Source organism: Streptomyces chumphonensis, assembly GCF_014779715.1.
GTDB lineage: Bacteria > Actinomycetota > Actinomycetes > Streptomycetales > Streptomycetaceae > Streptomyces > Streptomyces chumphonensis.
This window is the reverse complement of the sequence record NZ_JACXYU010000007.1, coordinates 44,620-68,523: the sequence shown is the minus strand read 5'-3', so window position 1 is coordinate 68,523 and position 23,904 is coordinate 44,620. Positions and strand designations below refer to the sequence as shown.

The 23,904-nt window shown below is 72.4% G+C and carries 22 protein-coding genes and 1 pseudogene; 13 read left to right on the top strand and 10 right to left on the bottom strand.

Annotation, left to right across the window (positions count from 1 at the left end; all coding sequences use genetic code 11):
• Window positions 1-14: 14 nt before the first annotated feature.
• Window positions 15-1,259 carry a hydroxymethylglutaryl-CoA reductase gene (locus IF129_RS14990; protein ID WP_318153754.1) on the top strand — a complete coding sequence of 415 codons (1,245 nt, stop codon included), beginning with the start codon at window positions 15-17 and terminating at the stop codon, window positions 1,257-1,259.
• Between the two features lie 59 nt (window positions 1,260-1,318).
• Here IF129_RS14990 and IF129_RS14985 read toward each other — a convergent pair.
• Window positions 1,319-1,468: pseudogene (locus IF129_RS14985) on the bottom strand (NUDIX domain-containing protein); the annotation flags it as partial.
• Between the two features lie 375 nt (window positions 1,469-1,843).
• Here IF129_RS14985 and IF129_RS14980 point away from each other — a divergent pair.
• Window positions 1,844-3,277 (top strand): glycosyltransferase family 39 protein, encoded by a 1,434-nt coding sequence (locus IF129_RS14980; RefSeq protein ID WP_318153753.1) that lies wholly within the window; start codon window positions 1,844-1,846, stop codon window positions 3,275-3,277.
• A 497-nt stretch (window positions 3,278-3,774) separates the two neighbouring features.
• Here the strand turns inward: IF129_RS14980 and IF129_RS14975 are convergent, their stop codons facing one another.
• From IF129_RS14975 to mshD, 4 genes are all read right to left on the bottom strand, one after another.
• On the bottom strand, window positions 3,775-4,254 hold the full coding sequence (locus tag IF129_RS14975; protein WP_191210158.1) for an NUDIX hydrolase: 480 nt from the start codon (window positions 4,252-4,254) through the stop codon (window positions 3,775-3,777).
• Window positions 4,235-5,377, bottom strand: a complete 1,143-nt coding sequence (locus tag IF129_RS14970; protein WP_381480009.1) for a CHAD domain-containing protein — start codon at window positions 5,375-5,377, stop codon at window positions 4,235-4,237. The genes IF129_RS14975 and IF129_RS14970 overlap by 20 nt, the downstream gene beginning before the upstream one ends.
• A complete protein-coding gene (locus IF129_RS14965) occupies window positions 5,361-7,625 on the bottom strand; it encodes an RNA degradosome polyphosphate kinase (protein ID WP_191210157.1) in 2,265 nt (754 codons plus the stop codon). Before IF129_RS14965 ends, IF129_RS14970 begins: the two co-directional genes overlap by 17 nt.
• A 337-nt stretch (window positions 7,626-7,962) precedes the next feature.
• The gene (gene mshD / locus IF129_RS14960) at window positions 7,963-8,877 is read right to left on the bottom strand and encodes a mycothiol synthase (protein WP_191210156.1); all 915 of its coding nucleotides are present in this window, start codon (window positions 8,875-8,877) and stop codon (window positions 7,963-7,965) included.
• 131 nt (window positions 8,878-9,008) lie between these two features.
• Here mshD and IF129_RS14955 point away from each other — a divergent pair, with 131 nt between their 5' ends.
• Complete coding sequence (locus IF129_RS14955) at window positions 9,009-10,829, top strand: bifunctional metallophosphatase/5'-nucleotidase (protein ID WP_191210155.1); 1,821 nt, start codon at window positions 9,009-9,011, stop codon at window positions 10,827-10,829.
• A gap of 81 nt (window positions 10,830-10,910) precedes the next feature.
• Here IF129_RS14955 and IF129_RS14950 read toward each other — a convergent pair whose 3' ends face one another.
• Window positions 10,911-11,504 (bottom strand): NADPH-dependent FMN reductase, encoded by a 594-nt coding sequence (locus tag IF129_RS14950; protein WP_191210154.1) that lies wholly within the window; start codon window positions 11,502-11,504, stop codon window positions 10,911-10,913.
• A gap of 124 nt (window positions 11,505-11,628) precedes the next feature.
• Here IF129_RS14950 and soxR point away from each other — a divergent pair, with 124 nt between their 5' ends.
• Window positions 11,629-12,084, top strand: coding sequence for a redox-sensitive transcriptional activator SoxR (gene soxR / locus IF129_RS14945; protein WP_191210153.1), 456 nt, complete (start codon window positions 11,629-11,631; stop codon window positions 12,082-12,084).
• A 59-nt stretch (window positions 12,085-12,143) separates the two neighbouring features.
• Here the strand turns inward: soxR and IF129_RS14940 are convergent, their stop codons facing one another.
• The gene (locus IF129_RS14940; protein ID WP_191210152.1) at window positions 12,144-13,166 is read right to left on the bottom strand and encodes a LacI family DNA-binding transcriptional regulator; all 1,023 of its coding nucleotides are present in this window, start codon (window positions 13,164-13,166) and stop codon (window positions 12,144-12,146) included.
• Window positions 13,167-13,561: 395 nt separating this feature from the next.
• On the opposite strand from IF129_RS14940, the gene IF129_RS14935 reads away from it, so the two are divergent.
• Both IF129_RS14935 and IF129_RS14930 read left to right on the top strand, forming a co-directional pair.
• Window positions 13,562-14,842 carry a M20 family metallopeptidase gene (locus IF129_RS14935; protein ID WP_191210151.1) on the top strand — a complete coding sequence of 427 codons (1,281 nt, stop codon included), beginning with the start codon at window positions 13,562-13,564 and terminating at the stop codon, window positions 14,840-14,842.
• Between the two features lie 106 nt (window positions 14,843-14,948).
• Complete coding sequence (locus IF129_RS14930) at window positions 14,949-15,827, top strand: MurR/RpiR family transcriptional regulator (protein ID WP_191210150.1); 879 nt, start codon at window positions 14,949-14,951, stop codon at window positions 15,825-15,827.
• Between the two features lie 22 nt (window positions 15,828-15,849).
• Here IF129_RS14930 and IF129_RS14925 read toward each other — a convergent pair whose 3' ends face one another.
• Window positions 15,850-16,686: a response regulator transcription factor gene (locus tag IF129_RS14925; RefSeq protein ID WP_191210149.1), complete on the bottom strand. Its 837-nt coding sequence runs from the start codon at window positions 16,684-16,686 to the stop codon at window positions 15,850-15,852.
• 337 nt (window positions 16,687-17,023) lie between these two features.
• On the opposite strand from IF129_RS14925, the gene IF129_RS14920 reads away from it, so the two are divergent.
• From IF129_RS14920 to IF129_RS14900, 5 genes are all read left to right on the top strand, one after another.
• On the top strand, window positions 17,024-17,293 hold the full coding sequence (locus IF129_RS14920; protein WP_191210148.1) for a MoaD/ThiS family protein: 270 nt from the start codon (window positions 17,024-17,026) through the stop codon (window positions 17,291-17,293).
• On the top strand, window positions 17,290-18,255 hold the full coding sequence (locus IF129_RS14915; protein WP_191210147.1) for a hypothetical protein: 966 nt from the start codon (window positions 17,290-17,292) through the stop codon (window positions 18,253-18,255). Before IF129_RS14920 ends, IF129_RS14915 begins: the two co-directional genes overlap by 4 nt.
• Window positions 18,256-18,332: 77 nt before the next feature.
• The gene (locus IF129_RS14910; protein ID WP_191210146.1) at window positions 18,333-19,043 is read left to right on the top strand and encodes an LmeA family phospholipid-binding protein; all 711 of its coding nucleotides are present in this window, start codon (window positions 18,333-18,335) and stop codon (window positions 19,041-19,043) included.
• A 525-nt stretch (window positions 19,044-19,568) separates the two neighbouring features.
• Complete coding sequence (locus IF129_RS14905; RefSeq protein ID WP_191210145.1) at window positions 19,569-20,408, top strand: sulfurtransferase; 840 nt, start codon at window positions 19,569-19,571, stop codon at window positions 20,406-20,408.
• Between the two features lie 42 nt (window positions 20,409-20,450).
• Complete coding sequence (locus tag IF129_RS14900) at window positions 20,451-20,738, top strand: DUF1416 domain-containing protein (protein WP_191210144.1); 288 nt, start codon at window positions 20,451-20,453, stop codon at window positions 20,736-20,738.
• A 142-nt stretch (window positions 20,739-20,880) separates the two neighbouring features.
• Here IF129_RS14900 and IF129_RS14895 read toward each other — a convergent pair whose 3' ends face one another.
• A complete protein-coding gene (locus IF129_RS14895; RefSeq protein WP_191210143.1) occupies window positions 20,881-21,087 on the bottom strand; it encodes a DUF4287 domain-containing protein in 207 nt (68 codons plus the stop codon).
• Between the two features lie 153 nt (window positions 21,088-21,240).
• A complete protein-coding gene (locus IF129_RS14890) occupies window positions 21,241-21,609 on the bottom strand; it encodes a DsrE family protein (protein WP_191210142.1) in 369 nt (122 codons plus the stop codon).
• A 265-nt stretch (window positions 21,610-21,874) separates the two neighbouring features.
• Here IF129_RS14890 and IF129_RS14885 point away from each other — a divergent pair, with 265 nt between their 5' ends.
• Together IF129_RS14885 and IF129_RS14880 are read left to right on the top strand one after the other, a co-directional pair.
• Window positions 21,875-22,438 carry an FABP family protein gene (locus IF129_RS14885; protein WP_191210141.1) on the top strand — a complete coding sequence of 188 codons (564 nt, stop codon included), beginning with the start codon at window positions 21,875-21,877 and terminating at the stop codon, window positions 22,436-22,438.
• A gap of 134 nt (window positions 22,439-22,572) precedes the next feature.
• Window positions 22,573-23,850 carry an AAA family ATPase gene (locus IF129_RS14880; protein ID WP_191210140.1) on the top strand — a complete coding sequence of 426 codons (1,278 nt, stop codon included), beginning with the start codon at window positions 22,573-22,575 and terminating at the stop codon, window positions 23,848-23,850.
• Window positions 23,851-23,904 lie beyond the last annotated feature (54 nt).

The window sequence follows — 23,904 nt, the reverse complement described above, 5'->3', positions numbered from 1 at the left end:
ATAGGAGGAAGGTGATGGCCATGAGTTCCGGAAGCGGTGAACACGTAAGCGGTACGTCTCCATCGGGAAGAGCGCAACGATTCGTGCCGGGCAAGGGCCTACACACGGAGGCAGCACGTGTCTCCCGCTTGACGTGGCTCCGTGAGGTGACGGGAACGGCGTTGGGCACGCTGCAACACACCCGGCTCGACCCCGAACAACTGTCAGGGAACATCGAGGGGCTGGTCGGCTCCGTCGAGATCCCGGTCGGCGTGGCCGGGCCCCTGCTGTTCGACGGGCCCGTGGTGCGGGGCGAGATCTACGCCCCTCTGGCGACGACCGAAGGCGCGTTGGTGGCATCGGCGACACGGGGTGCTCTGGCTCTGACCCTGTCGGGCGGCGTGAGTACCCGTACTGCCTTTCAGGCCATCACGCGTGCTCCGGTCTTCGTGTTCTCACGGCTGGCCGGGGCAAGCCGCTTCGCCGCCGCCGTCCCCCAACACCTCGGCGAGCTGCGCGAGAAGGTGCGCGAGATCTCCCGGCACGCCGAACTCTTATCGATCGAGCCCGTGTTGCTCGGCAGAACCGTACACCTGAGGTTCCGCTACACCACGGGGGAGGCGGCCGGGCAGAACATGACGACTGTCGGTACCTGGCATGCTTGCCAGTGGCTCATGGGGCAACGGCGCCTGGTCGCCGAGGAGGACTTCGAGTCCTTCATCATCGAGGGCAACTCGTCCGGCGACAAGAAGGCGTCCGCCCAGGCTGTGGCCGAGGGCCGTGGAACACGCGTCGTCGCCGACTGTGTCCTGCCGACTGAGGTTGTCGAACGCGTCCTGAAAACCACACCTGATGCTCTCGTCTCCGGGCACCAGCACATCATGGCGGGAGCCGTCCACAGCGGAACGCTCGGGTCCAACGCCAACACCGCCAACATCGTCGCGGCGGTCTTCACGGCCACAGGCCAGGACATCGCCTGCACCCACGAATCCAGCGTGGGGCACTTCACGCTCGAACGCACGAAGGACGGCGTCCACGCCTGCATCACCCTGCCCGGCCTGACCCTCGGCACCGTCGGAGGGGGGACCGGCCTGCCCACACAGAACGAGTTCCTGGCCATGATGGGGTGCACCGGTCAGGGAGGTTCCCAGCGACTGGCGGAGATCATCGCCGGTTTCGCTCTCGCTCTGGATCTCTCGACGGTCTCCGCCGTCGTGTCCGGAGACTTCGTCGACGCCCACGAACGACTCGGGCGCAACCGACCCCCCTCCTCGGACTGAGGCGGAACCCCGCAGGGACGGAAACGCGGGCCGAGGATTCAGCGGGTCAGGGCGGTGAGGACGCACCGCGCGCCCGTCTCCTCGCGGACCTCGCGCACGGCCGCCGCCTCGGCGCTCTCGCCCGGATGCAGCTTGCCCTTGGGATGGGACCAGTCGTCGTACTTCGGCCGGTGGACGAGGGCGACGGCCCACGGCCGCGCGCGCCACAGGACGCGGCCGGCCGCGTGGACCGGCGCGCCGCGCGGCCGGCGTCAGACGTGGGGGCGTGATCGGCGCCTCCGGAGTGGCGCCAGACGCGACAGAACGCCAATCGCGCGGCCTCCACCTCGTGCTGCTAATCGTCTGAACAGGTTCCCGGATCCGGGGTTCACGAGTCTGGCTGATCTTCGAAGGTCTGACGCCACTACCTGCGGCAGTCGCCGTACTGTTCAGGCTGTCGCGCACCGGGCTGACCACGGAAGCACCGGTCTGACGTAAGGACCGAAAGAGGGGGGAACACCATTTCGGCAGTTCAAGCGAAGACCATTGACCAGCCGACCACGATGCCGCCGGCGCCGAGACGGGATCGCCGGTGGCTCACCCTCGTGCTGCCCGCCCTGCTGAGCCTTGGGTTAGGCGCCTGGGGAACACGACGCGGCGGTTCCATGTGGCGGGACGAGGCGGTCACCGAAAGCGTGGCACATCGCTCTCTGAGCGAACTGTGGCTGCTCGTTCAAGACATTGACGCCGTCCACGCGCTCCACTATCTGATGGTGCACGGCTGGTTCGCACTGTGGGACGGGGGAACGGTCGCACTTCGCGCGCCGTCCGTACTGGCCACCGCAGTGGCGACAGTCGGTGTCGCCGCTGTAGCGGGACGACTTGTCTCTCCGCGAGCGGGTTTCCTCGCGGGGATGGCGTACGCATCGACGCCCATGGTGCAGGACTACGCGCTGGAGGGCCGCTCCTACGCTCTTGTGGCCGCTTGCGTGGTGTGGTCCTCCTGGTTCTTCGTGCGCGCCGTTCAGGGCGGCCACCCGGGCTTCTGGGGCGGATACGCCATCGTGGCGACCCTGGGTTGCTGGCTCAACCTGTTCGCCGTGCTCGCTGTGGTGGCGCACGGGGTGACGCTGCGCCTGACCCGCGTGTCAAGCGTGATCCAACGGCGCTTCCTGCTCTCGGTGTTCTGCGTGGGAGCAGGAAGCGCCCCTCTGGGGCTCCTCGCTGTCGGGCAGGCAGAAGCACAGCTCGGTTGGCTCTCCCGCCCCGGGTTGGTGGAATGGGCCGGGTTTATCGCTGTCGCCTCTGTCGGTATTCTCCTGAGCACGGTGAAGCCGACCGCACGAGGCTCACTTGCCCTACGAGACGTGGCCTTGCCCTTGCTCGTCGTGCCGACAGGGCTGCTCATGCTCATTTCGATGATCAAACCGTACTACGTCGACCGGTACGTCATGTACTCCATGGCCGGCCTCGCCCTTCTCGTCGGAGCCGCCGGAGACCGAGCGCTCCACTCTGACGGGCTTCGCAAGTACCACCGCCGGCCACTCCACAGCTGGGCCGCGGTCGCTGCGATCCCCGCGGTCGTGATCGCGTTCCTCGCCCCATGGCACGCGACCATCCGCTCCCCAGAAGCCCGCAAGGACAACGTACTTGCCATCAGCGAAGTGGTGAATGAGATCGCACAACCAGGCGACGCTGTGCTCCTGATGCCGGCTCGCCGTCGAGACTGGGTCCTGCACGACCCGGTCCTCTACGGCCGGCTCAACGACATCGCGTTGGCCCAGTCGCCCGCAGCTTCGGGAACACTCCGCGGTGTCGAGTACCCGGGCGATCAGATCCGTCGTCGGATTCTCGCTGAGGATCGGGTGATCGCTTTGACCGACCCCGCGGGCCAGCCGTTGGACCAGACGTCTCAGGAGAAGATCAAACGGGAGACACTTCAGAGCCACTTCACCGTGTGTCAACGCGTCATGGTGCACGGGGCTGAGGTCCGTCTCTGGGCTCGTGACTGCGCCGGAATCGAGATCGACCGTGGCTGACCTCCGCCGCACCCGCAGGCCGGAGGCTGCCGTCCATCTGACGGCCGGGGCCGTCCTCGTCCTCGGCGGGGCCATCTTTGTGACACCACGGCTCCATTGGCTTGTGGGGCCAGGTCTAGTGATTGCTTGTGTCGCCATTTCCGAGTGAATTGTTGATCGCCGAAAATGGGGGGGGGAGACCTTATGAGTTGGGCCGCCCACGAACTGGAGAGAGCCATCTGGCCCTCCTCGCCCTCCATCCGGCCAGCTCGGCGCGAGGATGGCAAAGGCTCACTGGCATCATTCGCCTCGTACGGATGCCCGTACTCGAAACCTTCGCCATCCATGCAGGCGCGCCAGTCCCGTAGCGCCTCTGCAACCTGCGGCCCATCTAGGGACTTCTCAAGAATCTCACACCGTAAAGATTGCCGAGTGGATCACCGGGTACGGAACGCGATCAAGCTCCCGGCGCGCAACCGGAGCACCCCTCACCGGTAGATCCCCCGCAGACGGCGCGCTCAGCGGGTCAGGGCGGTGAGGGCGGCGTCGAGGAGGGCGCGGTCGCGGGGGTGGGTGAGGAGGAGCCGGGCCCGCCCGGGTGGCAGCCAGGCGACGCGGTCGATCTCACGGCTGGGGACGAACGAGCCGGACACCGCCTCGGCGACCCAGTAGTCGACCGTCTTCGGACGCCCCTCCACCGCGTACCGCACGGTGGGGAGACGGGCGCCGAGGACGCACCGCGCGCCCGTCTCCTCGCGGACCTCGCGCACGGCCGCCGCCTCGGCGCTCTCGCCCGGATGAAGCTTGCCCTTGGGATGGGACCAGTCGTCGTACTTCGGCCGGTGGACGAGGGCCACATCGACGGCGGCGTCGAGGGCGGCGTGGCCGTCGACCGCGTCGTCCACGGCCGGGTCGCCACGCTCCGCGCGCCACAGGACGCAGCCGGCCGCGTGGACCGGCGCGCCGCGCGGCGCGGCGTCAGACGTGGAGGGGGGCATGATCGGCGCCTCCCGAGGGATGCCAGACGCGACAGAACGCCAATCGTGCGGCCTCCACCTCATGCCGCTGGTCGGCGTGCAGGACCCCGAGCGCGTAGGCGGTGGCCGGGGCGATGCGGGGCGTGCGGCCCGCCGAGGCGGCGGCAGCGGCGGCCTCCGCCGCCTCCCGGTGCCGCCGCAGGTGGCGGGCGGCCGTCGTCAGCGGGGGGCTCTCCTCCCCCATGACCTCCTGTGCGTAGCGGACCTGCCGCAGCAGCGTGCCGACGTGGTGCCAGGCGCCGTCGTAGCGGTCCTCGGCGACGGTGAGGGTGTGGGCGAGGGCGCCGGGCCCGAACGGCAGCGAGTCGACGGCGTCGACCAGCCGCCGGTGGGCCTGCTCGGCGCTCGGCCGCAGGACGACCGCGGCGGGCCGCGCGACGCCGCCGTCGGCCGCCACCGCTCCCGTGGCCGCGCCGTCCGGCTCGCCCGCCAGCGGCACCTCGGAGGCCAGGACGGCGACGGCGTCGGCGACCGCGTGGAAGCGGCCGGAGCCGAGGGCCTGGAGGGCGGCGGAGTGGGCGCGGGTGCGGAGCAGCGTCAGCTGGCGTTCCAGCAGGGCCCCCGCCCGGGCCGCGCCCACCCCGGGACGTCCGGCGCTCCGGGTGCCGTCCGGCTCCCCGGGTGCCGAGGAGAGCCGGTGCAGCGCGGCCAGGAGCCGTTCCAGCCGGTTGCCGTAGTCGTACTCGCGGGTCAGCAGCTCGGAGAGCCAGTTCAGCTCCCCGGCGAGTTCGTCGGCCCAGGCGGTGTCGAGCAGCCGCCGGAAGGTGTGCAGGGTGCCGCTGATGCGGCGGGCGGCGCGGCGCAGGTGCCGGACGGCCTGGGCGGCCTCGGCCGCGGCCTCGGCGCTGCCGGCCGTCTCCTCGTGCATCCGCAGGGCCCGCAGCAGCTCGGCGGCCTGGTGGTGCAGGTAGCCCGCCAGCAGTTCGCCGGCGGTGCCGCCGACGGCGGGCGGCCTCTCCCCCTCGGCGCCGCCCGGGCCCGGCCGCTCCGTGCGGGGCCCGGGGGCGTGCGGCACCAGGGCGCGCGGTGCCGCGGCGGCCGACGGCTTGGTGCCGTCGGCCGTGAGGTCATGTCGTGGGGCCACGTCGGCGCCTCCGGGCGTCGATGAGCATTTCCTGTACGTTGCGCAGCGGCCGGCCCTCGGGGTCGGTGGCCCGGCGGGTCCAGTCACCGTCGGGGCCGAGGTGCCAGGAGGCGGTGGCGTCGTCCACGCCGGTCTCCAGCAGCCGGTTGAGCGCCGCCCGGTGGGCGGGGTCGGTGACGCGCACGAGCGCTTCGATGCGGCGGTCGAGGTTGCGGTGCATGAGGTCGGCGCTGCCGATCCACACCTCCGGGTCGCCGCCGGCGCCGAACGCGAAGACGCGGGAGTGTTCGAGGAAGCGGCCGAGGACGCTGCGGACGCGGATGTTCTCGCTGAGCCCGGGGACGCCCGGCCGCACGGCGCATATCCCGCGCACCCACAGCTCCACGGGCACCCCGGCCCGCGAGGCGCGGTACAGGGCGTCGATGACGGCCTCGTCGACGATCGAGTTGACCTTCATCCGCACGAACGCGGGCCGTCCGGCGCGGTGGTGGGATATCTCCTTGGTGATCCGGGAGACCAGGCCGTCGCGCAGTGACGTCGGCGCGACCAGCAGCCGGCGGTAGGTCTCGCGCCGCGAGTAGCCGGAGAGCCGGTTGAACAGGTCGGAGAGGTCCGCGCCGACCTGCGGGTCGGCCGTCAGCAGGCCCAGGTCCTCGTACAGGCGGGCCGTCTTCGGGTGGTAGTTGCCGGTGCCGACGTGGGCGTAGCGGCGCAGCTGGTCGCCCTCCTGCCGCACGACGAGGGAGAGCTTGCAGTGGGTCTTGAGTCCCACCAGGCCGTAGACGACGTGGCAGCCGGACTCCTCCAGCTTGCGCGCCCACTTGATGTTGGCCTGCTCGTCGAAGCGCGCCTTGATCTCGACGAGCACGAGCACCTGCTTGCCGGACTCGGCGGCGTCGATGAGCGCGTCGACGATCGGCGAGTCGCCGGAGGTCCGGTAGAGGGTCTGCTTGATCGCCAGGACGTCCGGGTCGGCCGCCGCCTGCTCCAGGAACGCCTGCACGGACGTGGAGAACGAGTCGTAGGGGTGGTGCAGGAGGACGTCCCGCTCCCGCAGCGCGGCGAAGATGTCCGGCGCCGACGCCGACTCCACCTCGGCCAGGTCCCGGTGCGTCCCGGCGATGAACTTCGGGTAGCGCAGCTCGGGGCGGTCGACGCGAGAGACGATGGCGGAGAGGCCGGAGAGGTCCAGCGGTCCCGGCAGCGGGTACACCTCGGACGCCGAGACCTTCAGCTCGCGCACCAGCAGGTCCAGCACGTACGGGTCGATGGACTCCTCGACCTCCAGCCGCACCGGGGGCCCGAAGCGGCGCCGCATCAGCTCCTTCTCCAGGGCCTGGAGCAGGTTCTCGGCGTCGTCCTCCTCCACCTCCAGGTCCTCGTTGCGGGTGACGCGGAACATGTGGTGGGCCAGCACGTCCATCCCGGGGAACAGCTCCTCCAGGTGGGCGGCTATCACGTCCTCCAGCGGCACGTACCGCTGCGGCGAGGCCTCCAGGAACCGGGACAGCAGCGGCGGCACCTTCACGCGGGCGAAGTGGTTGTGCCCGCTGACGGGATTGCGCACGACGACCGCGAGGTTCAGCGACAGGCCAGAGATGTAGGGGAAGGGGTGCGCCGGGTCGACCGCGAGGGGCGTGAGCACGGGGTAGATCTGCTGCCGGAACAGCGTGAAGAGGCGCGCCTGCTCCTTCTCCGTGAGCTCCGCCCAGCGGATCAGGTGCACGCCCTCGTCGGCCAGCGCCGGGGCGACGTCCTGCTGGTAGCAGGCCGCGTGCCGGGCCATCAGCTCGCGCGAGCGCGTCCAGATCAGCTCCAGGACCTCACGCGGCTGGAGCCCGGACGCCGAGCGGTTGGCGACACCCGTCGCGATGCGCCGCTTCAGCCCGGCGACGCGGACCATGAAGAACTCGTCGAGGTTGCCGGCGAAGATCGCCAGGAAGTTGGCGCGGTCGAGGAGCGGGACGTCCGGGTCCTCGGCCAGCTCCAGCACCCGCTCGTTGAACGCCAGCCAGCTGCGCTCCCGCTCCAGGAAGCGGCCCTGCGGCAGGTCGGCGGCGTCCTGGGCGTCGGGGTCGTAGGAGTCCGGCTCCGAGTCCAGGTCCGGGTCCATGGCACCGGCCAGCGAGCTGACACCGAGCGTGGGGACGTTCACGGCGTGCGGACGGGAGGCGGCGATCGACCCCACGGACGGCTGCACGCCCTCGGAGGTGCCGGACGGCTGGGCGGAATGCGCGGACTGACTCATTCCCCCATTCTTCCGCCCTTCCCCGGCGGACCGCACGGGCCGGCCCACGGGCCGGTGCGGCCGTTCGGGCGAGCGCGGCCGTGCGGGCACGCCGGACTGCCCGGTCCCCCCGGGGACGCCTGTCGGCCTGCCGTGCGGTTGCTGCATTCCGCGATGCTCGCAACCGAGTCTGAATCGCCGGTTACGCAGGCATGACGGACGGGCGTCCACCAGGGTCACCCCGCCCGACGCGCGGGGGTGCCGACGTCGCCGGTCAGGACGGCACGTGGGTGCCGGAGGTCGGTTCGGGACCCGGCGGTCACGCCGCGTTCCCCGCCACGCGGTGCGGGGGTGGGGGTCAGGTTTCGGTGCGGTACATGAGGTCGACGGCGTGGGTGCGGAAGCCGATGCGTTCGTAGACGGCCAGGGCGGGCGCGTTGTCGGCGTCGACGTACAGCATCGCGACGGGCAGGTGCCGGGCGACGGCCAGGTGCCGCAGGCCGACGGTGGTGAGCGCGCGGCCGAGGCCGCCGCCCTGGGCGCCCGGGACGACGCCGACGACGTAGACCTCGCCGAGCCCCTCCTGCTCGTGGACCTTCGTCCAGTGGAAGCCGACGATCTCCTCGGTGCCGACGGCACCGGAGGGGCGCACGGCGAGGAAGAAGCCCTCGGGGTCGAACCACGGCTCGTTCTTGCGGTCGTCGAGGTCGCGCTGGAGGAGGGAGCCCTGCTCGGGGTGGTGGGCGAAGGCGGCGGCGTTGGCCTCCAGCCAGGCCGCGTCGTCCTTGCCGGGGACGAAGGTGCGCAGGGAGACGCCGGGGGGCAGCTCGGCCTCGGGCAGGGCGTCGGCGGCCAGCGGCATGCGCAGCTGGCGGAGTTCGCGGAAGAGGGTGAGGCCGAGCGTCTGCGCGAGGTGCCGGGCGGCGGCGTGCCCGCCGTGGGCCCACAGCCGCAGCCGGCGCCCGGAGGCGGTCAGCAGGGCGAGGCCGAGGGCGCGGCCGTACCCCTGGCCCCGGTGGGCGGGGTGGACGACGAGTTCCCCGGCGGGGGCCTCGACGGGGTCGGTCTCCTCCAGCTGTCCGTAGCCGACGAGTTCGCCACCGGAACGGACGAGGAAATGCGTGACACCCGGACGGTGTCCGCCGCGCAGTTGCAGTCTTCCCTGTTCGGACACCGCGGCCTGGCCGTCGGTGCGGGCCGCCGCCTCGATGAGGGCCAGTGCCTCGCCGACGACCTCGTCGGACACCCGGTCTGTCACCACCACGTCGTTCATGGGACCGAAGCGTACGCCCGCAGATCGCCACCTGCCGGTTACCGCACGGCTCCTGACACGCTACGCGCGTTGACCGTAGGCTGCCGCTTGCTCGAACAGCGTCGATCCGACCCTCCGCGAAGGGGACACCCATGTCCAAAGCCCCCGGTACCGCCTCCGGGCGACGGCTGCCGCGCCGACTCGCCGCGACCGCGGCGGGCCTCGCCGCCACGCTCGCGCTCGGCGCGGCAGCCCTCCCGTCCGCCCAGGCCGCTCCCGAGCGGCACGGCGACCGGCCCGGCACGCCGGGCCACGGCCGCGTCGTGGACCTCCAGGTGCTGGCCGTCAACGACTTCCACGGCCACCTGGAGCCGCCCACCGGCTCCTCGGGCCGTGTCACGCACGAGCACCCCGACGGTTCGACGGAGCAGATCGACGCGGGCGGCGTGGAGTACCTGGCGACGGCGCTGCGCGAGGCCCGCCGGGGCGAGCGCCACTCGGTGACGGTCGCGCCCGGCGACGTCGTGGGCGCCAGCCCGCTGCTCTCGGGCCTGTTCCACGACGAGCCGACCATCGAGGCGATGAACGCGCTCGGCATGGACGTCGTGGGCGTCGGCAACCACGAGTTCGACGAGGGCCAGGACGAGCTGAAGCGGTTGCAGCGGGGCGGCTGCCACCCGGTGGACGGCTGCTACGCCGAGGACCGGACGTTCGAGGGCGCCGACTTCCCGATCCTGGCCGCCAACGTGGTGCACGAGGACACCGGTCGGCCGTTGCTGAAGCCCTACACGGTGCAGAAGATGCGCGGTGTCAAGGTGGGCTTCATCGGCGTCACCCTGGAGGGCACGCCCGACATCGTCTCGGCGGAGGGCATCGAGGGCCTGACGTTCCTCGACGAGGCGGAGACCATCAACCGGTACACGAAGGAGTTGCGCCGCAAGGGCGTCAACGCCGTGATCGCCCTGGTGCACGAGGGCGGCTACCCGGCCTCCCCGGCGTACAACGCGGACTGCGACGCCTCGGGCGGCGGCGTCTCCGGCCCGATCGTGGACATCGCCGCGCGCACGGACGCCGGGGTGGACGCGCTGGTCACCGGCCACACCCACCAGCCGTACGTGTGCAGCCTGCCCGATCCGGAGGGCAACGACCGGCTGGTGACGTCGGCCGCCTCCTACGGCCGCCTGTTCACCGAGCTGAACATGGAGTACGACCGGCGCACCAGGGACGTCGTGCGCACCTCGGTCACGGGGACGAACCACGTGGTGGACCGCGAGCAGCCCAGGGCGCGGGACCTCACCTCGCTCATCGACCGGTGGAAGGAGCTGGCCGCGCCGGTCGCGAACCGGCCGATCGGGCACGTCTCGGAGGACATCACCGCCGACCGCACCGTGCCGGAGACGCCGCTCGGCGACCTCATCGCCGACGCCCAGCTCGCGCACGCCCGCACCCAGGACGCGGCCACCGACCTGGCGCTGATGAACCCCGGCGGCATCCGCGCCGACCTCACCTACGCGGCCTCCGGCTCCGAGGGCGACGGCGTCGTCACCTACGCCGAGGGCTACACCGTCCAGCCCTTCACGAACACCGTCAACATCGTGTCGCTGACGGGTGACCAGGTGCTCGCGGTCCTGCGCGAGCAGGTCAGCGGGGCGAACGCCGACGCGCCGAAGATCCTCCAGGTGTCGGACGGGTTCACCTACACGCTGGACCTCACGCGCTCCGGAGCCGAGCGCGTCGTGGCCGACTCCGTCCGGGTGAACGGCGAGCCGCTGGAGGCCGACCGCACCTACCGCGTGGCCGTCAACTCCTTCCTGGCCGGGGGCGGGGACGGCTTCGCGACGCTGGCCCGGGGCACGGACCCGCTGGTCGGCGGCGACGACCTGCGGGCCCTGGAGGAGTACCTGCTCGCGCACTCCTCGGCGGCCGATCCGCTGGACGCCCCCGCCGCGGACCGCATCACCGTCGTCCGCTGACGCACGGCGCGCCAGCCGGACGCGGCCCGGCTCCCCTCCCGACCGGGACGGGGAGCCGGGCCGTCGTCGTCCGACGGCGGGTCAGGCCCCGTAGGGGCGGCGGACGCGGGCCTCGCGCAGCGCGTCGGCCCACCAGTCGAGCTGTTCGAGCATGCCCTTGGCGGCGCGGGCCGCCGCCTCGCCGTCCTTGGGCTGCCCGTCCTGCCCGAAGGCGTCCCAGGCGTTGTGGAAGCTGAGGGCGTCCCGCACGGTCATGGTGTGCATCTCGGGGAAGACCTGGCGCAGGTGCTCGGCCGCCCGGACGCCGCCGCCCTGGCCGCCGTAGGAGAGGAGGCCGACGGGCTTGGCCTGCCACTCCTCACGGAACCAGTCGATGGCGTTCTTCAGGGCGGCGGGGTAGCTGTGGTTGTACTCGGGGGTGACGACGGCGAAGGCGTCGGCGTCCGCCAGCCGCCGGGAGAGCTCCTGCTGGTGGCGGACGGTCTCCGGGTCGGTGTCGCCGCCCCAGCTCGGCATGACCAGCGGCAGCGGGTGCGCGGCGAGGTCGATGACGTCCACCTCGAACACGCCGTGCTCGCGGGCCTGTTCGGCGAACCAGGTGGTGACGGTCGGGCCGAAGCGGCCCTCCCGGACGCTTCCGGTGATGACGGCGAGGCGCGGCGCGGGCTTGGACATGGCGGTCTCCTGACGATTCGGGCCGGATGGTCGGAGCGTTCGTGGTGCGGAACCGATGAGAGCGGAACCGACGAGAAGAGACTGCTTCTTCAACTCGGCTTCAAGTCAACTACTCTTGGGCCGCATGCCAACCGTTTCCTGGAAGACGCAGGAACTCAGCGTCGGTGAGGTGGCCGCCCGCAGCGGCGTGGCCACCTCCGCCCTGCGCTACTACGAGCGTCACGGGCTGATCCACAGCCGTCGCACGAGCGGCAACCAGCGCCGCTACACCCGTGACACCCTGCGCCGCGTGGCGTTCATCCGCGCCTCCCAGCGCGTGGGCATCTCCCTGGACCGCATCCGCGCCGCCCTGGACCTCCTGCCGGAGGGGCGGACGCCGAGCCGCACGGACTGGGCGCGGGTCTCCGAGGAGTGGCGCTCCGACCTCGACCTGCGGATCAAGCAGTTGCAGGAGCTCCGGGACGACCTCGACGACTGCATCGGCTGCGGCTGCCTGACGTTGACGAGCTGCGGGCTGGTGAACCCCAAGGACATCGCCGCCGAGTCCGGTCCGGGGCCGCGCGGCCTCACCTGCGGCTGAGCGCGGCGCCGCGGCAGTACGCAGCGCGACGCAGCAGCCGCAGCTGGGGGGCGCCTCGGCTACGCGCAGCCGCAGCTGCGCCGGACGACGAGCGCGGACGGGAACTGCCGCAGCCGCTCCCGGCGGGTGGCGGGGCCGCGCGGCGCCTCCTCCAGGACGAGGTCCACGGCCGCCCGGGCCATGCCGGGCCGGTCTGAGGCCACCGTCGTCAGCGGCGGGTCGGTGAGGGCCGCCTCCTTGACGTCGTCGAACCCGGCGACGGCCAGCTCGCCCGGCACGTCGATGCGCAGTTCGCGCGCGGCCCGCAGGACGCCGATGGCCTGGTCGTCGGTGGCGCAGACGATGGCGGGCGGGCGGTCGGGCCCGGCCAGCAGCTTCAGGGCGACCTCGTACGCGTCGTAGCGGTTGTAGGGCGCCTGGAAGAGACGGCCGTCGGTCGGCCGGCCGGCCTCGCGCATGGCCCGGCGCCAGCCCTCGACGTGGTCGGTGACGGGGTCGCCGACCACGGGGGTCGTCTCGACGCCGCCCAGGCAGGCCACGTAGGCGTATCCGTGTTCCAGCAGGTGGCGGGTGGCGAGGTGGGCGCCGCCGACGTCGTCCGTCACCACGGCGACGTCCTCGATGGCCTCGGGGCGGCGGTGCAGCAGGACGACGCGGGCGTCCCACGCCTCGATCTCGGCGGCGGCGTGCTCGCTGGGGCCCTGGCTGACGAGGATCAGCCCGGAGACGCGCATCCCGAGGAACGCGCGCAGGTAGTGCACCTCGCGCTCGTCGAGGTAGTCGGAGTTGCCGACGAGGACCATCTTCCCGCGCTCGGCCGCCGCGCGTTCCACGGCGTGGGCCATCTCGGCGAAGAACGGCTGGCGGGCGTCGGGGACGATCATGCCTATGAGGTCGGTCCGCCGGGAGGCCATGGCCTGCGCGACGCGGTCCGGCCGGTAGCCCAGCTCGTTGATGGCCGCGAGCACCCGCTCCCGGGTGGCCGGCGCCACCGGACGCGGTCCGTTGTTGATGACGTAGCTGACCACCGCGGTCGAGGTCCCCGCCAGCCGTGCCACATCGTCCCGCGTCACCTTCGCCACGGCGGGCAGTCTACGCGGGAGGACCGCCGGGCGGTCACCCGCGGAGGCGCGGTCGGCGCGCTGCGGCCCCGGGGGCGGGCGGTCGGGGCCGCTCAGGGGCGCAGATCACCGCAACGAATGACATGCTCACGCTACGTACAGGGAGCCATCACGCATAGGCTTGCGTAACGCAGAAAATACCGAAAGAGGTGGAAGCAAGACTCCCGTGGCGAGATGAAGAAAGGTTTCTTCCTTCGGATTCACGGCTCTCTACCCCCGGTAGCACCCTCGGAGGGCATCATTACAACCATGCTCACCACCCGCACTCGTGTAACACCCGTCGGACGGGTACGCCACCCCGTCGCCCCACGCCGTTCCGCATCCTGCCGACCCGGCTCCGTCCCGGCCACGATCCGGTGAGCGCCGCGCAGGGCCGGTGGCCACCGCCCCCCGAGGAGCTGCTCACCCTCGCGGTCGCCCGACAGCAGCGGTTCCTGGCCGACCTGGCGGACCTCGTCGCCATCGACTCCGGCTCGTACAGCCGGTCCGGGGTGAACCGCGTCGCCGACCTGACGCACGCCCGGCTGGTCCGGGCCGGCTTCCGCGTGGAACGGCACAGCCCGTCCGAAGGCCACGGGCCCGGGCGGGGACGCGGCGAGGGGCACGACGGGCGGCGCGGGCCGGAGACCCCGGCGGGCGCTCCGGACACCGGCGACGTCCTCGTCGCCCGCAAGCGGGGCGACCTGCCCCGCGAAGCCGGCGGGAGACGGGTCCTGCTGGCCGCCCACATGGACACCGTCTTCGCGGACGGGACGGCCCGGGACCGCCCCTTCACCGTCGTCGGGGACCTCGCCCACGGGCCGGGCGTGTGCGACGACAAGGGCGGCCTCCTCGCCGGTCTCACCGCGGTGGAGATCCTCGCGGCCGCGGACCACCGGCAGTACGAGGAGATCGTCTTCCTCGCCACCCCGGACGAGGAGATCGGCTGCCCGGTGAGCCGGCCGGTGACCGTCGCGACCGCGGGCGGCGTGGACTACGCGCTGGCCCTGGAGTGCGCACGGGAGAACGGCGACCTCGTCGTCTCCCGCAAGGGCGTCGCCGACTTCCGCGTCACCGTCACCGGACGGGCCGCCCACGCCGGGATCGAACCGGAGCGGGGCGCCAACGCGGCACTCGCGGCGGCGCACCTGGTCGTGGACCTCCAGGCCCTGAACGCCCGGTGGGACGACGTCAGCGTCAACGTCGGCGTGGTGCGGGCCGGAACCCGGACGAACATCGTCTGCCCGGAGGCGGAGATCCGCGCCGAGGTGCGGTCCGCCACCTCGGCGGGGCTGGTCCGCGCCACGTCCGCCGTCCACGCGGTGGTGGCCGCGACGCGGGTCCCCGGCACGACGGCGCGGGCGGTCCGGTCGGACCTGTGCCCGCCCATGGAGGAGACCCCGGCGTCCCGGTTCGTCCTCGCCCGCGCCCGGGAGCTGGGGCGCCGACTCGGGCTGGAACTCGGAGCCGCCGTGACGGGCGGGGTCGGGGACGCCAACCTCATCGCGGGTACGGGCGTGCCCGTGCTGGACGGCCTGGGCCCGGTCGGCGGCGCCGACCACACCCCGGACGAGTGGCTCCGGATCAGCTCCGTGCCCCCTCGGGTGGCCCTGCTCGCCGCGTTGACCGCCGACCTCGGGCGCGCCCGCACCCCCTGACACCCTCCCCGCCCGGACGGCACGTCACCTGGGGGCCCGGCCACGGGCCCCGACCGTTAGGCTCCGTTCGGGTCCGTCACCCCCCGCGCTTCCGGAAGGTCCCCCCATGGCCACAGGCGCCCTCGCCGACGAGATCAGGCACAAGCTCGGCGACCTCAGCCCCGCCGAACGCAAGGTCGCCCGCGTCCTGCTCGCCGGCTACCCGTCGGCCGGTTTCGAGACGGTGGCCACCCTGGCCGAACGCGCCGCCGTCAGCGCCCCGACGGTCCTGCGCTTCGTCAACCGGCTGGGCTACCGGGGCTTCCCCGACTTCCAGGCGGCACTGCGCGCGGAGCTCGCCGAACGGACCGCCTCCCCCCTCACGTTGTACGAGAGCGGCGGGTTCGGCCGAGCCGCCGCGGAGGCGGACGACGCGGAGGGCGCACCGCTCACGCAGCGGTGCGCCCGGGTCTTCGCCGACGCGGTGCACCGCACGTTGGCCGAGATCCCCCCGCACGACTTCGACGACGCCGTGCGGCTGCTCACCGACCGCAGGCGCCGCGTCACCCTGACCGGCGGACGCTTCACCCGGCTGCACGCCCAGTACCTCGGCCTGCACCTGATGCAGGTGCGCGACGACGTCCTCCTCCTGCCGGACCGTGCGGTGGAGCGCACCGCACATCTGGCGACGCTGCAACGGCGGGACGTCCTGGTCGCCTTCGACTACCGGCGCTACGAGGAGGACACCTCCGCGCTGGCCCGGTGGACGCGGGAGCACGGCGGCAAGGTGATCGTGTTCACGGACACCTGGCTGTCACCCGCCGCGGCCCACGCCGACGTCGTCCTGCCCAGCCACGTCACCGCGCCCTCCCCCTACGACAGCCTCGTGCCCACCCTCGCGGTGATCGAGACGCTCGTCGCCGGGGTCCTGACCACGCTCGGGACGGAGGCCCACGACCACCTGCGCCGGGCCGAGGACACCGCGCGGCGCCTCGGCCTGTACTGACGGCCCCGTCCCGGCGCGCGGCTCACCGGCGGTCGGCGCGGCCACTCCCGGCGGCGTCCCGCGCGACGCGCTCGGCCTCCTCGGCGACGGCGGCCCCCTCGCCGTGCCGGGACCGCTCCGCGCTCTGGGCGCTCTGGTCGTGGGGGCCGTGCTGGCCGGCCTTGTCGCGCTTGAGCGACTTGTCCGACTTCTCCGGCGTGACGAACCGGTAGCCGACGTTGCGCACGGTGCCGATCAGCGACTCGTGCTCGGGGCCCAGCTTGGCCCGCAGCCGCCGCACGTGGACGTCCACCGTGCGCGTGCCGCCGAAGTAGTCGTAGCCCCAGACCTCCTGGAGGAGCTGGGCCCGCGTGAAGACCCGGCCGGGGTGCTGGGCCAGGTACTTCAGCAGCTCGAACTCCTTGAAGGTCAGGTCGAGCACGCGGCCCTTGAGCTTGGCGCTGTAGGTGGCCTCGTCCACGGAGAGGTCGCCGTTGCGGATCTCCATCGGGCTGTCGTCCACGGTGAGCTGCTGGCGGCCGAGGGCGAGCCGCAACCGGGCCTCCACCTCGGCCGGCCCCGCCGTGTCGAGGAGGACGTCGTCGACGCCCCACTCGGCGGTGACGGCCGCGAGGCCGCCCTCGGTGACGATCAGGACGAGCGGGCAGCCGGGCCCGGTGGAGCGCAGCAGCTGGCACAGGGAGCGGACCTGCGGCAGGTCGCGGCGCCCGTCGACGAGGATGACGTCGGCCCCGGGGGTGTTGATGAGGGCCGGGCCCTCGGCGGGGGCGACCCGGACGTTGTGCAGGAGCAGCCCCAGCGCCGGGAGCACTTCGGTCGACGGCTGCAGGGCGTTGGTCAGGAGGAGAAGCGAGCTCATGACGGTGAGTCCTTCCTCGGTCCCATCGAGGGCGTCTGGCGGAGCTGCGGGGTGCCCCAAAACACGAAAAGGACCCGGAGGCGACACTGCCCGAGTCCTTCTGCGTCCCAAGAATAGCCGAAAGGGTGCACTCCGGCAGCCCTGTGTAACCGAAGCCACTCCTTCCGTGGTCCCGCCGCGCTCCCCGGAGGCTCCCGTTCCGCGACCCCGCCCGCACCCCGCCGGGCGCCCGCACGCAGGCCGTCCCGCGCGGGCGGCGGGTCGGGGAGGGGTGCGGACGTGCCGCATGATGGTGGGCGGCACATCACACCGGGCCGGCACCGCTGGGAGTCATGACATGTCCGCACAGGGAACGATCCGCTACTGGGCGGCGGCGAAAGCCGCGGCCGGGGTCGCGGAGGAGGGCTACGAGGCCGCCACGCTGGCCGAGGCGCTGGACGGGGCGCGGGCCCGGCACTCCGAGCGCCCGGAGTTCGCCCGGGTCCTCCAGCGCTGCTCGTATCTGGTGGACGGCGACCCGGTCGGCACCCGTCCGCACGGAACGGTCCCGCTCAGCCAGGGCGGCACGGTCGAGGTGCTCCCGCCGTTCGCCGGGGGGTCGCGGTGAGCCGGCCAGAGGAGTCCCACCGCCACGGGCGGCCGTCCCCGGCCCCACTGACGGACGCCGTGCCGGACGCGCCCGCGCCGGACGCCGCCCCGGCGGCCGGTGTGCCCCCGCAGGCCCGGACGACGGAGGCCGCCGCCGGGGCGGCCCGCCCCGCGGCGCCGGGCGGCCGGGGACGGCGGCGCAGGTCCGCCTCCCGGCACGGGCCCGGCGGCGTCGCCGAACGCACCGGAAGCCCGATCATCGAGCCCGGCCCGGAGCCCGCCGCCCTCACGCTCGTGCTGGCCGCCCTGCTCGCCCTCGCCGCGCCGCTCGGGAACCTCGCGGTGCTGGTGCCGCTGCTGCTGCTCCAGGCCCTGACGGCGGCCGGCTGGTACCGGCTGAACGGCATGTGGCCGGCCCGGCAGGGCATCGCGCTGGCCTTCCTGGCGGGCGTGAGCGCCGACGTGGCGCTGCTCGCCGCCCCCGCCGAGCACACGGACACCGCGCTGCTCGGCACGCTCGGCATCTGGGTGCTGCTCGTGCTGCTGCTCCAGCTCCGCAACCACAGCGCGCCCGAGGAGCGCCTCTACGCGCTGACGGCGGGCGTCGCGGCGACCGTGCTCACCGTGTTCGCGGCCGGATTCCTGGCCACGGTCGACGTGCGCTGGGAGGCGGTGACCGCCGGGGCGGCGGCCGTCGGCGCCGGGGTGCTGCTGCGCGCGCTGCCGCTGCCCGGCCCGCTGACGGCGGTCCTCGCCCTGGCCGGTGCCGTCGGCGCGGGCGTGGTCGCCGGAGGGATCGCGGGGCTCGACGGGACGGGGTTCGCCGCGCTCGTCGGCGTCACGGCCGGGGTGTGCGCGCTCGTCGGACTGCGGGCGGCGAGCTACGACTGGCCGTCCCGGTTCGTCCACCGCACCGCCGGGGTGGCGCTGCCGCTGGCGCTCGCGGCCCCCGCCGTACACGTCCTGGCGGTGCTGGCCTGAGCCCGGCGCCCGCACGCGGGGGACGGGTTCGGGCCGCCGGTTAGGATCACACGAGTCGAACAGGGGGGCTGCCGACCATGCCACGCGGACTTCGCATCACGCTCGTCATCCTGCTCGTGCTGGGCGGCCTGTTCGTCGGCGCGGACCGGCTCGCGGTGCACTTCGCCGAGAGCCGGCTGGCCGACGAGGTGAGATCGGCCCGCAGCGCCGAGGACGTCGAGGTCTCCATCGGGGGGTTCCCCTTCCTGACCCAGATCGCCGGGCGGGACCTGGAGTCCGTCGACATCACGATCAGCGGCATGACCACGGACAACGGGGAGCGCACGCTGGAGGTCCGGAAGTTCGACGTGCGGGCCCGCGACATCGCGCTGAACAGCGGCTACTCCGGGGGCGTGGCACAGGAGGCCACCGGCACCGCGTACCTGACGTACGAGGACCTGAGCGCGGCGGCCGACGAGGGCGTGTCCCTCGCCTACGGCGGCGCGGCCGAGGGCGGCGCGAGCAAGGTCGAGGTGACCGGCAGCGTGTACGTCCCGCTGCTCGACCGCACGATCGAGCGGTCGACGACGAGCACGATCAGCGTCGAGAACGGGGACACGATCCGGCTGCGCGCCGACGAGGTGCCCGGCGAGGGCATCCCCGGCGTCGAGGAGCTGATCCGCGAGAAGATCGACTACACGCGGCAGATCGACGGCCTCCCGTCCGGCGTCGCGCTGACCGGCATCAAGGCCACCGAGGACGGCGTCGAGGTGGCGTTCTCGGGCAGCCGGGTGAGCGTCACCGGCTGAGCCGGGAGCGGCGTCTCCGGGCGCGCGCCCGGACTGTCGTCCATCATGCGAGACAAGCGCCCGTCTCATGGCGAGACGGGCACCGGAGCCGCCCCTCCGGCGCCCCGCGCGACCCCGGCCTCACCCGTCACAGATCCCATAGTGCGGACGATCGCGTCTCGCCATACGGAACGCCGGTGACACACACCGCCGCCGTCCTTACGATCGACGGCATGACCCGACAGGCGGACCTCACCAAGCGCCGGACAGTCGACCTGTGCCGCGTCGCCGCCATGCTCTGTCGCCCCACCGCCTGACGGCCCGCCGCCGTCGGCCGGCACCGGCCGACCAGGCGTGGCGTGCCGGGCCTCCGCCCCGCACCGGGCCGCCGCCGCTCCCGGTATCCGCACGCCCGTGCGGCGCGCACCGACGCGCACCCGCCCCGGACACCGCCGTACGCCGCGCCGCATCGCACCCGCCCTCACCGCCCACGCGGCGCACACACCCGCACCGCACCGCAGTACCAACGCCCCCGGAGGAGATTTCATGAGCCGCAGTGACGTCCTGGTGGACGCCGACTGGGTCGAGGCCCGCATCGACGACCCGAAGACGGTCATCGTCGAGGTCGACGAGGACACCTCGGCCTACGAGAAGAACCACATCCGGAACGCGGTCCGGATCGACTGGAAGCAGGACCTCCAGGACCCGGTGCGCCGTGACTTCGTCGACCAGGCCGGCTTCGAGAAGCTGCTGTCCGAGAAGGGCATCGGCAACGACGACACCGTCGTCCTCTACGGCGGCAACAACAACTGGTTCGCGGCCTACGCCTACTGGTACTTCAAGCTCTACGGCCACCAGGACGTGAAGCTCCTCGACGGCGGCCGCAAGAAGTGGGAGCTCGACTCCCGCGACCTGGTCGCCGAGGTGCCCACCCGCCCGGCCACCACGTACAAGGCCAAGCCGCAGGACACCACCATCCGCGCGTTCCGCGACGACGTCGTGGCCGCCATCGGCGCGCAGAACCTCGTCGACGTCCGCTCCCCCGACGAGTTCAGCGGCAAGCTGCTCGCCCCGGCCCACCTGCCGCAGGAGCAGTCGCAGCGCCCCGGCCACGTGCCGAGCGCCCGCAACATCCCGTGGTCGAAGTCCGCGAACGACGACGGCACCTTCAAGTCGGACGACGAGCTGAAGGAGCTGTACGAGGCCGAGGGCGTCGACCTGGGCAAGGACACCATCGCCTACTGCCGCATCGGGGAGCGCTCCGCCCACACCTGGTTCGTCCTGCACGAGCTGCTGGGCCAGGAGAACGTCAAGAACTACGACGGCTCCTGGACGGAGTACGGCTCCCTCGTCGGCGTGCCGATCGAGCTGGGCGCCGCGAAGTAACCCCCCTTCCGTCCCTTCCCGATCGAACCCGAGGACACCCACATGTGCGGAGCACAGGCAGGCGGCCCCGACGCCTCCACCATCAAGCCCGGTGAGACCACGATCCAGGGCAACGTGACCCGCGACGGCGAGCCCGTCACCGGCTACGTGCGGCTGCTGGACTCCACCGGCGAGTTCACCGCCGAGGTCCCCACGTCCGCGACCGGCCAGTTCCGGTTCTACGCGGCCGAGGGCACCTGGACCGTCCGCGCCCTGGTGCCGGGCGGCACGGCGGACCGGACCGTCGTCGCCCAGCAGGGCGGCGTGGCGGACGTCGCCATCGCCGTCTGAGCCGGCTTCGGCACGGACGCACGGCACGCAGGACGAAGGGCCGCACCCCCGGGGTTGGACGCCAGGGGGGTGCGGCCCTTCGCCGTGCCGTCGGCATGTCTCGGGCAGCGCCCCGGCCGCCCGCCCGGCGCCGCGCCCCCGCTCAGGCGGCCCGTTCCGCCAGCGTGTGGGCGACCAGGGCGTTCGCGTGCCCGTGACCGAGCCCGTACTCGGCCTTCAGCCAGGAGACCAGCTCCATGTGCCGCTCCAGAGAAGAGGAGCGGATGAGGTCCTGCCACTCACCCACAGGGCGTCCGTACGCCTTCTCGATGGCCGGCAAATAGCTGGCCGGGCCCTTCGTGGCTGCCATGAGGTACCGCCTTCCGTGGGGTGGGGGCCGCAGGCGACGCCCGCTGCTTCTCCCCTGGTCCGACCGCCGCGGACCGCACGACTCATCGCCCGGCCGCCGTGTCGTGCGTCACACGCCCCGCGGGCCACGGCGCCCGACCGTCACGTCCCCACCTCAGTACACGAGGGCCTGGGTGCCGGGGGCCATCGCCTCACTGACGAAGACCTGCGCGCCCGCGATGCGCACGCCCTCCAGGACGTCCTTCTCCTCGATGTCCCGCCGCGCGGCGCACTGCGTGCACAGCGTGATCCGGCCGCCGGCCTGGACGCCCGCGATCAGCTCCGGCAGCGGGGCCGCGTGCGGCAGCTCGAACTCGGCCGCCCGTCCGGGGAGCGCGAACCACGCCGACTCCCCCGTCAGCCACAACGAGACCTCCACACCGCTGGCCGCCGCCACGGCCGCCACCGTGAACGCCTGCGAGCACCGCTCGGGGGCGTCCGCCCCGGCCGTCACCTTGATCACGAGCTTCTTCGCGTCTGCCATGGGCTCACCGTAGACCGCGCGGCGGACCTCACAGCGCCACACCCCGCCCCGGCGACTAGACTCGGGTCCGGCCCCATCGTCCACGCAAAGAAGCAGCGCAAGGAGCGCCCCGTGCTTGAGGCATTCTTCATCGCCCTGATGGTCCTGGTCGTCGTCGGGACCGGCGCCTTCTCGCTCCTCGTCGTGAAGAAGCTGTTCCAGGGCCAGCGCTGAGCCGCTGCCCGCCGACCACTCGAACCCGAACCAGCGAGCGTCTGAACCCTTCATGATCGAGATTCCCTCGGACCTGCACCCCGACCTCGTCCCCCTGGCCTTCCTCCTCGGCCGCTGGACGGGGGCGGGCGTCGCGGACCTCCCCGGCGCCGAGCAGTGCAACTTCGGCCAGGAGGTCGCCTTCACCCACGATGGCCGGGACTTCCTGGAGTACGTCTCGCACTCCTGGGTCCTGGACTCCGAGGGGGCCAAGGTCCGCCCGCTGGAGACGGAGACCGGCTACTGGCGCGTCCGCCCCGACCGCCGCGTCGAGGTCGCCATGATCCGCGACCAGGGCGTCGCCGAGATCTGGTACGGCGAGCTGGCCGAGGGCAAGCCCCAGATCGACCTGGCCACCGACGCCGTCGCCCGCCTCGCCTCCGCCGAGGAGTACAGCGGCGGCAAGCGGCTCTACGGCTACGTCAAGGGCGACCTCATGTGGGTGGGCGAGAAGGCCACCCCCGAGACGCCGCTGCGCCCCTACATGTCGGCCCAGCTGAAGAAGGTCGTCGACCCCAGCGAGTGGGCGAAGGACCTCAAGGACCTCCCCGACGACGGCATCGCCTTCTTCAAGTAACCCCGCCCGAGCCCGCCAACAGGCCCGACCCTCTGGCGAGCCATAGCAGCACGTCTTAAGCTGTTCCGTACGGGTTACCCGTACGGAGGGCCCCAAGGCGGTGAAATGACCCCCGCCTCGTCAGGAGGTAGGACGTGCTGCTCAGCTTTCGGGTGGCCAACCACCGATCCATTCGTGACGAACAAGAGCTCTCCCTGGTCGCCACCGAGCTCAATGAGGGCACAGCAAGGGACACCGGCGTTCGCTCCGAGGGCAGAGACGTCTCCGTGCTCCCGACGGTCGGCATCTACGGAGCCAACGCCTCGGGAAAGAGCAACATCCTCTCCGCCTTGCGCTTCATGCGCAAGGCAGTGCTCGACTCGTTCGCGGACTGGGGCAAGGCCCCCCGCATTCCGAGGGAGCCATTCGCGTTGGCAGCGGAGGCACAGGACGAAACGAGCCTGTTCGAGGTGGATCTCCTCCTCGGAAAGCGGCGCGTGCGGTACACGTACGGCTTCGAGCTCTCGGACGACCGGGTGGAGGCCGAGTGGCTCCACGCCTATCCTTCCGGGCGGCGCCAGGTCTGGTTCGACCGCGAGGCCGGGCGGCCGGAGGACGAGGGGGGAGAGGTCCGGTTCCCAGGGACCGGGATGAAGGGCCACAAGGACCTGATCAAGGAATCCACCCGTCCCGACGCGCTGCTCCTGACGGTCGGCGCCACGCTGAACCATCCGCAGCTCTCAGCGGTTCACCGCTGGTTCGTGGACAACCTCTGGCTGGTTTCCACGGGCAGTGACGTCGCGGCCCGAACCGCCTGGACGCGCGACCGGATCACCGATCCCCGAACCAGCTCCGGGATGCGCGAACGACTCGTCGCACTCCTGTCCGCCCCTGATCTCGGCGTCACCGGCATGACGGTCGACCCCGAGAGCGGCGAAGTGCGGCTACTGCACCAGGGAAGCGGCAGCGAAGCACAGCCGCTCGACTTTTTGGAACAGGAGTCATTGGGCACCCAGGCCTGGTTCGCCTTTCTCGGCCCACTCCTGCATGTGCTCGAACGTGGCGGTGTCCTCCTCGCCGACGAACTCGACTCCAGTCTGCATTCCCTGCTCGCTGCCGAGGTCATCCGCCTCTTCCACGACCAGGAAGCCAACCCACGACCCGCGCAGCTCATCTTCACCACTCACGACGCCACGCTTCTCGGCCCCTCCGTGGCGGAGCGCCCCCTCGCTCGGGACCAGCTGTGGATCACGGTCAAGAGCAACTCGGGGGAAACCCAGCTGTACCCCCTCACGGCAGCGCGAAAGGCCCGTCGGGACGAGAACCTGGAACGCCGCTATCTGCACGGCCACTATGGCGGAGTGCCACGTCTGACCAGTGGAGAGCTCGCCCGCCACATCGCCACACTGGACGAGCTGCGGACTTCCGCATGAGCAGGGCGGACAAGAAGGGCCACAGTGGCGAGACCGGCCGGAACCAACCGGGAG

Bases quoted from the DNA above. Each gene is read 5' to 3' on its own strand.
- IF129_RS14990 (WP_318153754.1), top strand. From the start codon at position 15: ATGGCCATGAGTTCCGGAAGCGGTGAACACGTAAGCGGTACGTCTCCA.
- IF129_RS14975 (WP_191210158.1), bottom strand. From the start codon at position 4,254: ATGCCCCCCTCCACGTCTGACGCCGCGCCGCGCGGCGCGCCGGTCCAC.
- IF129_RS14965 (WP_191210157.1), bottom strand. From the start codon at position 7,625: ATGAGTCAGTCCGCGCATTCCGCCCAGCCGTCCGGCACCTCCGAGGGC.
- mshD (WP_191210156.1), bottom strand. From the start codon at position 8,877: ATGAACGACGTGGTGGTGACAGACCGGGTGTCCGACGAGGTCGTCGGC.
- IF129_RS14955 (WP_191210155.1), top strand. From the start codon at position 9,009: ATGTCCAAAGCCCCCGGTACCGCCTCCGGGCGACGGCTGCCGCGCCGA.
- IF129_RS14950 (WP_191210154.1), bottom strand. From the start codon at position 11,504: ATGTCCAAGCCCGCGCCGCGCCTCGCCGTCATCACCGGAAGCGTCCGG.
- soxR (WP_191210153.1), top strand. From the start codon at position 11,629: ATGCCAACCGTTTCCTGGAAGACGCAGGAACTCAGCGTCGGTGAGGTG.
- IF129_RS14930 (WP_191210150.1), top strand. From the start codon at position 14,949: ATGGCCACAGGCGCCCTCGCCGACGAGATCAGGCACAAGCTCGGCGAC.
- IF129_RS14925 (WP_191210149.1), bottom strand. From the start codon at position 16,686: ATGAGCTCGCTTCTCCTCCTGACCAACGCCCTGCAGCCGTCGACCGAA.
- IF129_RS14920 (WP_191210148.1), top strand. From the start codon at position 17,024: ATGTCCGCACAGGGAACGATCCGCTACTGGGCGGCGGCGAAAGCCGCG.
- IF129_RS14910 (WP_191210146.1), top strand. From the start codon at position 18,333: ATGCCACGCGGACTTCGCATCACGCTCGTCATCCTGCTCGTGCTGGGC.
- IF129_RS14905 (WP_191210145.1), top strand. From the start codon at position 19,569: ATGAGCCGCAGTGACGTCCTGGTGGACGCCGACTGGGTCGAGGCCCGC.
- IF129_RS14900 (WP_191210144.1), top strand. From the start codon at position 20,451: ATGTGCGGAGCACAGGCAGGCGGCCCCGACGCCTCCACCATCAAGCCC.
- IF129_RS14895 (WP_191210143.1), bottom strand. From the start codon at position 21,087: ATGGCAGCCACGAAGGGCCCGGCCAGCTATTTGCCGGCCATCGAGAAG.
- IF129_RS14890 (WP_191210142.1), bottom strand. From the start codon at position 21,609: ATGGCAGACGCGAAGAAGCTCGTGATCAAGGTGACGGCCGGGGCGGAC.
- IF129_RS14885 (WP_191210141.1), top strand. From the start codon at position 21,875: ATGATCGAGATTCCCTCGGACCTGCACCCCGACCTCGTCCCCCTGGCC.